The organism is Nocardia grenadensis NBRC 108939, from assembly GCF_001613445.1.
Classification (GTDB): domain Bacteria; phylum Actinomycetota; class Actinomycetes; order Mycobacteriales; family Mycobacteriaceae; genus Nocardia; species Nocardia grenadensis.
Genome location: NZ_BDCJ01000009.1, coordinates 234,835 through 247,531, shown reverse-complemented (window position 1 = coordinate 247,531; position 12,697 = coordinate 234,835). Strand labels below are relative to the sequence as shown.

Sequence of the window (12,697 nt, the reverse complement as noted above, 5' to 3'; positions counted from 1 at the left end):
CCTTCGTTCGGAGCTACACCGTTGCCTTTACATTCCCTCCCACTGCTGGTCCGCGGCGGTGTTAGGGCACTGCCGCGCTGGCGTAATCTTGCCATTCCGAACAGATATTTCTCGGGTTCGATGCGGATCTCTTGCCGTTGAGAGAGCGTCATCAGTTCGATGAGAACTTGCACATCAGAACCCTTGCCATGGTTGGCAACAGGGTTCGGTTGCGCTCGCGCCCGGGTTGGGAAAACCTACCATCCGAGTGCGTTCCTGACGGCCGGACAACGCTCTCATGGTGGAGGTTGGCAGGCTGGCTTGTAGGACAGAGATCCGCTGAGGTGGGAGTGTGCTGTGATCGGGGCTGGGAGTGCGGAACTCGCGGAGCTGGCCGATCAGATCGTCGCTGGGTTGCGTGCGCTCGTGCCGGACAGGCGCTGCCGGTTCGAGGCCGCGTTCGCGATGACCGTTGTCGCCGAATCGGCGTTGTTCCTCGCCGATGACGGCGACCACCCGGTCAGGTGTCAGGTGTCGGATGCGGTGTGGGAGTTGGTGCGCCGGCATCGAGCCTTGTCTGCTGCGGTCGAGGACGGGCCGTGGTGGCGGTTGGTGGTGCACGTCGATACCCATGGGGCCGAGGTCGTCACCGATAGGGGCGTGGAGCCGTTTCCCGGTGAGCAATTGTTCGCGCCGCAGGCGTATCTGGCGGATCTGGAACGGTATCCGCGGAGCAGGCTGCCCGTGTGGCTGGCCGCCTACCTAGGACGCGGTGATTCCCAGTCGAGGTCACCGCGCGCGGCCGCGGACGGCGTGCGCGCTGATCGGAGTGCGGGCGTGCAGGCAGTGCCGGTGATCGGCGAGTTGCCGGATCTCGCGGTGGTGTGGGCTCGGTGGGCGGTGCTGGCCGCGGCCTTTGTGGCGGCCGGATCGGAGCGAGGCCCGCGGATCGGCCCGTCGGTCGGCATTTTCGAAAGTTCGGGACACAGCGGTTCGACGTTGACGCTGCTGCCCGGCGACCGAGCGGTGCTGTCGGGTGGGGTCTGGAATGCGCCGGTCTTGGAAGCCGCCTACAACGGGCACGGCGGGATGCCGGAATTATTTGCCGGAGCGCCGGATTGGGTGGTCGACCCGGTACTCAACCCGCGGGTGATGACCGGCATGCTGTCGTTCTGTTACTGGTGGGATCAGGGTCAGTGGTACCGCGGCGAATCCACTCCGATGGCGGAATGCGCGCCTGCGTTGCCCGCTGTGTGGACGGCCGATACGGTGGCGAAAGTGGTGGCAGGCGTGCTGGACAGCCCGCCCCCGGATGCCGCTGAAGTGCTGGTATCGGCTGCACAGGCCGCGGCGGTGACCCGCGCGGCGATCGCGCAGGTCGTCGGTGAGGACACCGAGGTCGATGTCGACGGTGCCCTGTTCCAGTTCGTGCTCGCCGATCTGGTCGCCGATGACATCGTGGGGATCCGGGAAGAGGAGGCACTGAACCGCGTCCGTGATTACATCCGCAGCCGGGGTCACGATACGACCGGGTTCCCGCTCTCGACGTTGCGGGCCGAGCGGGTCAGTGTTGGCTGGATGGTGCGATCACCGGTGCCGGACGGGGAGATCGCGCTCGACCGGGCGGTCTTCTATGTCGCAGACGATGGTGTCGTGGAGCGGTCGAGTTCGTCGGTACCGCTGTCGGCGTTCATCACCGAATTCGAGCACCGGTTCCGGCTGCGGACCGGCGGACCGGCGCCCGCCACCAGAGGTGGGCGATGAGCGGCGAACTGCGACTGGACTTGGATGGCCTGCGCGAGCGCGGCGCGCGGCTGGCCGATATCGCCGATCGGGTGCAGGGAACACACGCGGGCCTGCAGTCCTGCTTGCAGCGGGCGGAAGGCAGCTTCGGCGACGACTATATGGGGCGCACCTTCGCCGAGCAGTTCACGCCGCGCGCCGAACAAGTGGTTTCCACCGTGCAGGCCATGGCGGAAGGAATGCGCCGTAACGCGGCCGGAATCGTCGGCGCCGCGGACCACCTCGGTGCACAGGACATCGACAGCGCCGCGCGCGTGGCCGGGGCTGCCCAGGATACGGACCCAGGACCGGCCGGTCCCTCAAGACCGGCGGGTCTCGCCGAGTCGCCCCCGGCGGGTACGGTCGGCCCGCAATCGCCGGTCGATGGACCCCGGTCGAACCTACCCGATCAGGCCGCGGTGACGCCGGAGCAGGATTCACCGGTGTATCCCGTCGGCGGGTCACGGAGCACCGACCAACTCCCGGCCGGTGGGCCCAACCGGCCGGGTAGCGCACCGGCACCGGACGGGTCTCCGGGGCGCACCGCCGCGGGCAGCGGACCACGGTCCGATTCGCCATGGAGTGGTTCCCGGCCCGAATCCGGTCCGGTGGGCAACGAGGCGACCGGCGCCCCCGGCCGGCGGTCCGGCCCGGCAGTGCCGCCACCGTCCTCCTCGGTCTCGCCCTCACCGGTAGCAGCCCCCTCGCGCGCTACGCCCCGGACGTCGGGAAGACCGTCCGGCAGCCCCGTCGCAGGGCCCGCGGGACGGGCCGGAGCCCCGTGGACCGAGACGCCGCCCCGCACACCCGGCCAACCCGGAATGCCGAGTTCGCCTGGAAACGCTGGAAAGCCCGCAAACACCGGGCAGGCTCCGCAGCAAGGTCCCGCATCACGACCGAACGCACCGGCCGGTGACAATGGCCGCGACCGTGATCGGCGCGGCGCCCGCGGGCGGTCGCCGGCCGACCCGGCGATCGAACGGCTGGCACGCGCATTGGCCGAGCGGCACGGCGTCGAGGTGACAGGTTTCGATGACCCCGATCTTCAGCTCGCGCCGGTACAGGAGTTCGTCACTGCGGTGGACCGGGTCCTCACCGACTACCCGATGATCGTGCTCGAGATCGTCGCGGTGGCCGAGCTCGGGGACCAGCTCGGCACGGTGCGGTGGGATTGTGCGCCGCCGGACAGCGAAGGCGGTGCCCGGTCGATCTCCCTCGACCGGCGCGCCGCACAACAGCCGCAGGCACCTACCCGATCATCCCGGCCATCCGCCCCCCCGCAGGACGCCACCGCCGATACCGAGGAAACGAGCGAGCCGACACAGCCGGATATCTACACGGCCACCTTGCGGGCATTCGGCCGGGCTTTCGACGCTGCCGGTGGCGGTGTCGCACACCGGCGGGCACAACGCGTGCTGATCTCGGAGTACCTGAACACCCAGCCGCGTCCGCGCCCTGCGCTGTCCGAGGTGGTGCGCGGCTACCGGGAGTGGCGCGCCGAGTTGTCCGGGAATGCCACGGAACCCGTCGGATTCGATGTGCACGAGGCACTCGGCGTCGCGTTCGCCGAAGGGGTCCAGCACGGCGAGGAGGCCGGTATTCAGGCACGACTGCTGTATGCGGTGCTGGTCGCTGCGGCGGCCCGGCTGGGGTAGATCGAGGCGATGGACGGTTCGCTGTTCAGCCCGGTCGTGCAGCTGCGCAATGCCTTCGAATGTCTGCCCGGGTTCCTGCGGACTCCGATCGAGATGGTGGTGTTCGGCGGGGAGCTTCCCGGCGCCGACATTTCCGGGATGCGCCGTATGGTGGCCGAACTGCGTGCCCGCAGTCTGGAGCTGGAGGGCCATGCGGCCGATATCGATAGCCTTTTGACGCAGGAGGATTCGGTAGGCGAGACGGCCGAACAGTTGCGTGAATTGTTGGGTTCCTTTCGGCAGGGTGCGGCTCGGCTCGGCAAGGATGTGAACACCCTGGCCGATCAGGGACAGGCGGCGGCCAACGACGCGGAGAAATGGCTGTGCGTGATGTTCACGTTCGGTATCCACCTGGCGTGGAAGGTCTACGGTCTGATCGCGGCCGCCACGGCGGCGGGTCCGGGCGGTCAGGTTGCGGCCGCGCCGGCAGTCGAATCCACGCTGCTCCAGGGACGCGCCGAGGTCGCCGTGCTGCGCGCGAACCTACAGCGGGCCATTCAGGCGGGTGGAGCGAAGGCGGCCGCCCAGCTGAGCGGTATGGGGCCGGCGCAGTTCGCCAAGTGGATGGGTACGGCGGTCGCGCTTCCGGTGGGTGTCGAAGTGGTTGTGCAGGGGTTACAGGTCGCCACCGGGGACAGAACACCCGAGATCATCGGGGAGGATGGTTCCAACCCCACGGGCATCGATATGAAGTCGATCGAGGTGGCCGCCGTGTCCGGCGCGGGCGGAGCGGTCGGCGGCATGCTCGCGGGCCGGTTCGCTCCGATGGTCTCCCCTCAGATCGCCAGCAGTCGTGTGGCCATGGGTTTGGTGCATGGTACGGCGGGGGCGATCTCGGGCCTCGGTGCGGCCGCCTTGATTGCTGGTTGGCCGCAGCATTACACGGAGGTGCTGGGGCCACTGGTCAACGGTGCTTTCTCCGGGGGCGTATATGCCCAGAGCGTCCGTTCGCCGGCGATCGGCGGCGGCGCACCGTTCACGCCGCCCGATGCGATCTCGGCAGGGCACGACGCGGAAACCGCAGCGTCGCGGCAACCGATCGAGATATCGACGGAATCGAAACGAGCGTGGGAAGCAGCGAGGCAGACATGGAAACCGGCTGCCGAGAGCGCGAATAATGCAGGTGAGCGTGGCGGGGCTTCCGCCGAGACCGCGGGGAAGGCGGCGGACGCGCAGCCACGAACACGGGGTGGGCAACAGGCCTCGGCTTCGGCCGACGGCGCGAGTGGTGGAACACCTGCTGCGACCGGCGGTCGAGCGACTGAGGGAGCCGCCGGTAAAGCGCCGGAAGGAGCAGGCGGTCGAGCGTCGGGGTCGCAGGCCGCTGCCTCGTCCGACGCCGCCGCGGCTCGGCCGCGTTCGGAGACAACCGCAACGGTCGAGCGGCCGCAGGCGGACAAGCCGGCCGCTGCTGGGAGAGCTTCTGCGCCGCGGTCGGTCCAGGCGGTAGGCGAAACCGCGCCGCCGCCCAAGGTCCCGGCGGACGCTCCTCCGGTCGGGGGGGTTCCCGAGAAGGCCGGTGCTCCGCCCGGAGCACACGCCGCGGTCGCGGACGGTGCTGGCAACGAGCCCTCGGCGCGGCCCCGTTCGGTCGCCGAGGGCGATGCGGGATCGCCGGGCGCCCGTGCCGAACACGGATCGCTGGGTGGCGACGAGCATGCGACCGCGCAGCGAGAGGCGACCGCTGAGCAGTCCGGCCGGGAACGACCTGAGAGCTCGGGCCGGATCGAGACGGACGGCACTGACACGCCTGCTGCGGGCGACCGTTCGGCATCCGTGCACGATGAGCGGAATGCTCCGGCCACCGATCATGACAGTCTCGCCGAAGCCGCCGGCCTGCCAGGCAGTGACCGTGATCGGGCGGCCGATCTGCTGATCGATTTCCACCAGGCCTCCGCTGAGCATGTACCGGAAAGTCAGCGCCTGTCCAACCTTCCCGACGACGTGCTGAAGGCCGGACTACACGGCGGCGATGAGCACCAATCGATGCTGGCGACAGTGGAGGTCATCCGGCGGGGCACGGTCAGTGACGCGATGCCGGGCGGTATGGTGTTGCGGGTCGAGCAGGCCGAAGCCGTCTACGCGATGAAATCGCGCCCGGTGGAGATGAAACCCGGCGAGGGCAAATCGCTGGTATTCATGGCGACCGCAATACAACGTGCGGTGCACCATGGCTCGGTACTGCTCGTGACAACGACCGATGGCCTGGCCAATCGTGAAGTCGTCACCTACGAGAAGTTGTTGACCGACTCCACCAATCAGAAGGTGATGACCGACTTCGGGATCGACGTGTTCCGCGCCGATCAGGAGAACGGCTTCGGGCCGATCGCGCAGGGCCGACCGGCGATCGTGGTGGCGACCGGCGAAACGGTCGGGCATTTGTGTAATGCCGGTATCGAGCCACCGCGGCATGTGCTGATCGACGAGATGGATGGCATCATCGACCGCGGCGAACGGCAGTTTCTGCGGTCCGAAGGTCCCGAGCAGGCGGCTCCGGCAGAAACGGCCCGGCAGGTGTTCGACGCGCACGAATTCCTCACCAAGGCGCTGGCGGACGGGTCGCTGTCGCACGAAGATTTCGGTCTCCGGCGAATCGCCGAGGAAATCGGCGTGCAGGCCGATGGCACACCGGAGTTCATGTACTGGTACGACGGTCAACCCGAGCTCACCGCCGCGGGGCGGGCAAAGGTCGAGGCGCTGCCGAACGGCGAGAACTGGCTGGAGGGGATGGGCGCCTCCCGATTGGAGACCGCCGCCAACGCCGAATTTCTCGTCCGGGCAGGTGTCCACTACGAAATGGACGCGGGCAAGATCGTCATCATCGATCAGGCCGAGCACGGGCTGCAACGGAACCCGAAAACCTCGAGCGAATCCCGGTGGAGCGCGGATCCGGGTAAGGCGAGCCTCGCGCAGGCCATCGAGGCGAAGGAGATCCGCGCGGCCGAAGCCCGAGGGGAGAAGGCCGAGGACCATCAGATCGTGGTGCGCGCGGACGCGGAATCCGCCAAGCGCATCGATTCGGTCGAAATCTACCGTGTCGGCGAGGGATCCTTTTTCGATGAAGTAACCGGTGCGTCCGGCACGCTCACCGACCTGAACCCGGTACTGCAGAAGATCTACGGTCTGGAACCGGCGCATGAGGTAGGACGGTCACAGACGCACCGGTTGGTCGAAGGCCAGCACGATGTGGTCGAAAACACCCATGCCAAGCTGCGCACGATCGCCGAGTACGCGAACGAGATCCGGAATGGGGGTGCGGGACGGTTCCAGGAGATCCTGTGTCACCGCAACGACCTGGTCGCACGGCAGGTGGAGGCACTGGTGCGCGCGGGGGTGCCGCGCGAGGCGATCGAAGCGGTCGACGCCAAGCGGATCGTCGGTTGGGGTGCGGACTGGGAATCCCAGTTGCAGAGAGTTTTCGACGAGGCCGGTGAGCAGGGCAAGATCCTGGTGATCAACCGGCAGGGCCAGCGCGGGGTCGACATCTCGGTGTCGGATGCGGTGAAGGCCATGGGCGGCATGCACGTCTGGATGACCGAGGCGCCGGAGCAGTCCTACATCCACGAGCAGGCCAAGAACCGCACCGCACGGAACGGGCAGCTCGGCAGCGCGCAGGTGGTGATGTCACCCGAGGACGCCCTGATCCGCAATGCCATGCACCTGCGCGGAGTACGTGAGACGGTGGTCCACTACGAACAGGCCGTGGCCGCGCACGCCACCGATCCCACCCCCCGGACCCACGACGCGATGGTCGAGGCACGACAATCCGTCCGCGAGCTCGTGCCCGAACTACAGCAGCGGGCGCTGCGGCACTCCACCGCGGATTTCATCCGGCACCACGCCTTCTCGACCCGCATACCCGCGCTCACCCTCGCCGAGGCCGACACCGGGCAGTACGGCAGCGACATCGACTTCACCGGCCCGGACGGGCCGGCGGATAGGACCGCACGACTGGCCGGGTTGCTGGGAGTCCCGGCACCGGCACTCGCGGACCGAATAACTGCACTCGAACGCAGCGGTTCCCTCGACCCGATTCGCGAGCTGCTGCACCAGGCCGGTGTCACACCGGCAGCGGCCGAGGCACTACGGCAACATGTCGAGGCCACCGCTACTGCGACGACATTGCAGCGTGCGCTGTTCACAGACGAGCAGGCGCTGAACCATATGATGCCGTTGCGAAACCGGCTCGCCGACGAGCTCGGTCTGTCGATCGCCACGGTGGACGGCGCCGAAGGTATGCGCATACTCGAACCCGCGCTGACCGAGGCGAGGGATGCGCTCGCCGCAGCGATGGGCTATCCCGTCGCGAGCATCAACCCCGGCATCGCCCGCGACATCCTCGGTGAATTGGTAGGCGATCACCTGCCCGCCGTAAACATCGCCGAATCCGATGCACGCGACGATACCGACTCGCTTGCCGCGGATTCCGGGCCGCTGGGCCACGGTACCCGGCATGAAACATCCCAGGATGCCGTTGCTCAGCAGTCCGCCACGCGGAACAGCGACGTCGATGAGGGGACAGCCGACGACATCGTTGCCGCCGCGTCACGATACTTGGCATTCTCGGTGCTGCTCGATTCGGTCGTGCAGATCCATCGCCGTAGTCCCAACAGTTGTGTCAACAATGCTGTAACCGGAATGCGAGTACTGTGCCCCGACAACGCCGGCCGCTTTCGGCTGCCGCCGACCAGTCTCGAGGGATACGGCCGCGAAAAGGTGCGCGAGGTATTCGGCGCCGGGCTCGAGGAGACCGGATCGCTGGACGAAGTGGTCGAATCGCTGAAGTCACGCCCCGGCGGAACCACCGTCCTGGTCTACAAATGGAAAGACACCCGAGCCAACGGCACCAGCACCAAGGCCGACGACCATATGGTGCTGCTGGTCAACGACAGCACCTCGGTCGACGAACCGAACCTGGTCGTCGTCAACCTGGCGGCGTCACGCGACGGAAGCTCCGAAAACGACTACGGCCCGCGCGATCTGCGCAACCGCCGCACCCTGCTGAACAAGGCCGTCGGATTCGATGATTGGCGCCGCGAACAGGAAGTATTCATCAACCGGATGCCCGCCGACGAGCGGCGGTTCGAGACCATCGAGTTCGACCGGGACGGCAACCCCGTCTCCGGACCGCGCGCGGAAGCCCCCGACGCCGAGACGCCGCCACAATCCCGGCAACCCGTCGTCTCCTCCGAGACGGTGGCCGACGTCGAATCGGCGTTCGATGGGCTGCCGGACCTGGACGAAGCGATGCTCGTTCGATCGGGAGCCGCCGGTGGCCCGATTCCGGGATCTGCGAGAAGCCAAACCGGTGCCGCGCCGGACAGCATCGGCAGTCGGCCATCGGAGGAGGCGGCACGTGGACCGTCACTGAACAACGATCCGTCGGCCATCGCGGTTCCGGTCGCACATATCCGAATACGCCTCGCGGAACTGCGGGCGGCCAAGCAGGCGAATACGCTCGCGACCGGGCGGACGCGGCAGTTGACCGAATTCGCGAACGCGGTAGAGGAACTGGAGGACGCCGCTGCCGCGATGGCGCGCACGCACGCCGGTATCGAAGCCGAAAACCGTCGGCGATACGCACTTTCCACTGTCAGCTCGATTGCGGCTACGGTTGAGGCCGCGGCCCGCGACACCGCCCGCCACGATGAAGCCGCCCGCATACTCGACCGTCTCGGCGGCACGGTCGTCGGTCAGGTATACCTGGTGTACGCCGCACTGTTCGAGCACATGCGGGTCGCGGGCCAATATGTGGACGAGGTAGACGACACCGACGAACACGAATTCGCGCGGTCGGCCCGGCAGTACGAATCGCTGGTGACGCAAATCGATTGGCTCGATGCGCTGATCTCGGTGCTGGAGCACGCGTCACCGAAGGACAACTCCCAGCGGTACCGATCGCTGATCGACAGCATACCCCACGACCCGGACCCACGCGCCCTCGATCCGTCTCCCCTGCGATCCTCGCTGCTGCGGGAAGCGACCGGTAGCACAGACCGATCGACCGAGCTGGAACAGCGTGCCGCAGCCGCTGAACATCGCCATCGAGCCGCCCTGGCCGCGGTCGGTGAACTCGACCGGCTTCTGATCCCCACCGATCCTCGCAGGCCGGTCGATGCGGAACACTCTGGTACCACAGCGAATATGGACCGATACGGTCCGATTGCCACCGAGGTGATGCCGACCGTCGCGGACTCGGTATACGAGACCGCGCGTGCCGACTTCGATTCGGGATCATCCGTCGAGCCACGAACCTCTGCCGACCAACCACAAGCACCAGCAGACCACCTCCAACACGGGCCGACCGGCAACCCCGATGCAGTGCAACAGCGAGCCCACACACCCACAGCGAGTCGGCGTGCTGCAACCGAACAGCCACTGACTGGCAGTGAGCAGAACGAAAGCCCACCATCGGTGCCCGGCCACACCCCGCCCAGCAGGCTGCCACGGCCCACCAGACGACTGTCGGCAGGCGACCCAACCGCCACTCCCACCCCTCACGGTGACGCCGAAAGCATCGGCCCGAACTTCGATCCAGCCGAGGTACTCGACCTTCCAGCCAGCCGACGATCGTGGAGAACAGCCGCTAGCCCTGGCGCGTCCGGGCTTCCGGACGGTGCCGTCGCCTACGGATTCAGCAACGGCGAAACGCCATGGAGCTGGAGGAGGAAGCCCCAGGGCGAAGACGAGCAGGCAGAACCAGCGCAAGACACGGAAACGGCTGATTCGGCCCCACGGTCTATCTCGACGGAACGACCTGTCGAGGGCGAGGGCGAGGGCGAGCGCGAGGGCGAGCGCGAGTTCGGTCCCGCTCTGACCGGGCTTCGAGAGCAGGTCGCTACGGACTTCCTCACGATTGCCGACGATCCGGAACTCTCACAACCGGTACCGAGCGATCCTTTGCCCTCGGGGCATCGAGAAGTATGGACGCAGTTCACGAGCGATTCCGAGCACTGTGTGGTCGGTTCAGCGAAGCTGGTCGCGGATCTCACCGGTGACGAGAGAATCCTCGAGCGTGCGGTGAAGCGGATCGGTAAGGGAGCCTCACGGGTTCGGGTGATGCAGCGAATCTTCGGCGCGGCGTTGCATCGAGGCGGCTGGGACTCGGTGAGTCGACACGGCGCATCGGAGACGGAGCGGGAGCGGACCGTAGAGGGGTGGATGGCCGAACGCCCGGGATCGGTGGTGGCTCTGGTCTTGCAGCGTCCGGGTCCGGTCGGGCGCAATCAGGTGGCGGATCACCTGATCGTGTTGCACAACCGGAGCGAGAGGGTGGGCGAGCCCAATGTGTGGGTGTCGTTCCACACCGACGATGTGGCGCGGCTTGACGAATGGAAGCCTTTGACGGATTGCCTGCAGCGCCTCGGTGACGAATACGGCCTGGATCTGGACGAGCTCGGTCCGTTTGCGGGTATGGCGTTCGTCGACGGCAAGCCGGATCAGCGACTGGGCCGCAGAGTTCGCGGTCTGATCGGCTCTGCTCCGGGGATGGAATCGCCGGATTCATCCGGGAACGGGCCCACAGCCGACTACAAATCCGGTACGCCGGTGTCGCTGCCTGACACCAAAAGTGATGTGCTGCAGCGGGTGCGCCGCGGTGAGACGATCTTCGACGACCAGAATTACGAGTGGCGACAACTACGGGGACGGTATGAACTGGCCCTGGCGCGGTATCTGTATAATAGCGCAATTACGCGTCAAGCGATTGTCGAGACGGTCCGGCGACTGCGCGAAGTATTGACGGGTTTGCATCCCGAGGCTACATCCGAGCAGATCGACGAGGCGTTCTTCGCGCCCGAGATCGATCGATGGGACGGTATAGTCCGCAGGAGTGTGCCGCTCGAGGAATTGCTGAGAGATGGCAACCCACGTGAGCTCATGGCTGCGCTGCTCAATGCCATGCTTCGTGGCGGAGAGCGTAATCCGCCATGTAGCACGACACTGGACGCGGGCCTGATCAAGCTGTTCCAACAACCCGAATGGGAAACAGCGGCAGCGGACCTGGGGCTCGATGTCCCCGCGCTGCGCAGCGTCCGGGCATCGATGCTGGAAAGCAAGCCCTTGGCGGATCTTACGGTCAAGGATCTGCATCTGGTCCGGCATGCAACGTTGCGTACCGATGCGGCGCTCCGTGTATTCGATGAATATGATCGACGCAGCCGGGCAGATGTCCGGTCCCGGACCGACGAGAGTCGCAGGCTGCTGACGGTACAGGACTGGGCACTGATGGGTATGCCGCTTTCGCGCCGCGAATTGGAAGCGGTACCCGATGGATTGCGTGCGTTTCGGATAAGCCGGCTCGATCCCGATCGCATACTGCGTTACCACAGGGGGCGGGTCGATACGGATGCGCTGGAAGCGCAGCTGAAATCCGAGGACAGCACGGTCGAGAATGTGCTGCCGCTCTATGTTTACGACGAGCGCGGCCGACGTGTCCGGGATGATTCAGGCAATGCTGTCATACGTACCGTATTGGTCTACCACGATCACGGTATCGTTGATGCCGAGACGGCCCTGCGACTGGATCCCCGCCGGTATGCAGTCCGGATCCCGTGGCGGCCCGGCGGGGCACGATTCGACTTCAAGCCGAATGGTGCGTGGTTCCAGGAGAAGGCCATCGAGCACGGAATTCCAGCGTTGACCGGTATATCGGGGACCACTGCCCGAATGATGACACGCTTCGCTTGGCTGAGCCCACCGGGGGTATTTGAGCGTGATTTCGCCGGCGCAGTGGTGGCAGCACTGTATCCGCATCATACCGACTACGAAATTGTGCAGGCTATGCGGATGGCAGGCGTGACGATCGTGGACGAGTCGATATTGGACGCTACCGATTTCAATGTGACTGCGTTCTACCGGGCAGTTTTCAGTGCTTTCGGCTACGACATTTCTCATGTCGATGCCGAGGAGGCCGTATTCTACGAAGAATTCTTCGGTATGTTCGGCGCCGAGGATGAGCTCGTCGGTGGAGCCCCCGGTGGTCCGGTGGCTGAAGCCGCCGCATCCGTACGACGTAGGGGCGACCGGGAGGGCTTGTCCTTCGACGATCCGGGCGGGCTCGAGCACGTCGAGACACCGCCGGACAACGGTGCCGCATCGACGGCGGCCGAGCCTCGCACCCGGGCGCGGCCTACACCGTGGGGCGAGGCTGCACAGCGCATATCGGATGATCGAGATCCGCGCGGGGGGTCGACTAGATCGTCCGCCTCCGAAGATGCAGACCGATGAGACTTACAGGGTGT

3 protein-coding genes are annotated in these 12,697 nt (G+C 66.5%); all 3 read left to right on the top strand.

Features of this window, described 5'->3' with window-relative positions:
* Positions 1 to 336: 336 nt before the first annotated feature.
* The 3 genes from NGR01S_RS11075 (at position 337) to NGR01S_RS11065 (ending at position 12,683) form a co-directional block, all read left to right on the top strand.
* Positions 337 to 1,743: a hypothetical protein gene (locus NGR01S_RS11075; protein ID WP_063036091.1), complete on the top strand. Its 1,407-nt coding sequence runs from the start codon at positions 337 to 339 to the stop codon at positions 1,741 to 1,743.
* A 1,037-nt stretch (positions 1,744 to 2,780) separates the two neighbouring features.
* Complete coding sequence (locus tag NGR01S_RS30905; RefSeq protein WP_157107204.1) at positions 2,781 to 3,416, top strand: hypothetical protein; 636 nt, start codon at positions 2,781 to 2,783, stop codon at positions 3,414 to 3,416.
* A 9-nt stretch (positions 3,417 to 3,425) separates the two neighbouring features.
* Positions 3,426 to 12,683 (top strand): DEAD/DEAH box helicase, encoded by a 9,258-nt coding sequence (locus NGR01S_RS11065; protein ID WP_063036089.1) that lies wholly within the window; start codon positions 3,426 to 3,428, stop codon positions 12,681 to 12,683.
* The last annotated feature ends 14 nt before the right edge of the window (positions 12,684 to 12,697 follow it).

Coding starts and splice junctions, on each gene's coding strand:
- NGR01S_RS11065 (WP_063036089.1), top strand. CDS start 3,426: ATGGACGGTTCGCTGTTCAGCCCGGTCGTGCAGCTGCGCAATGCCTTC.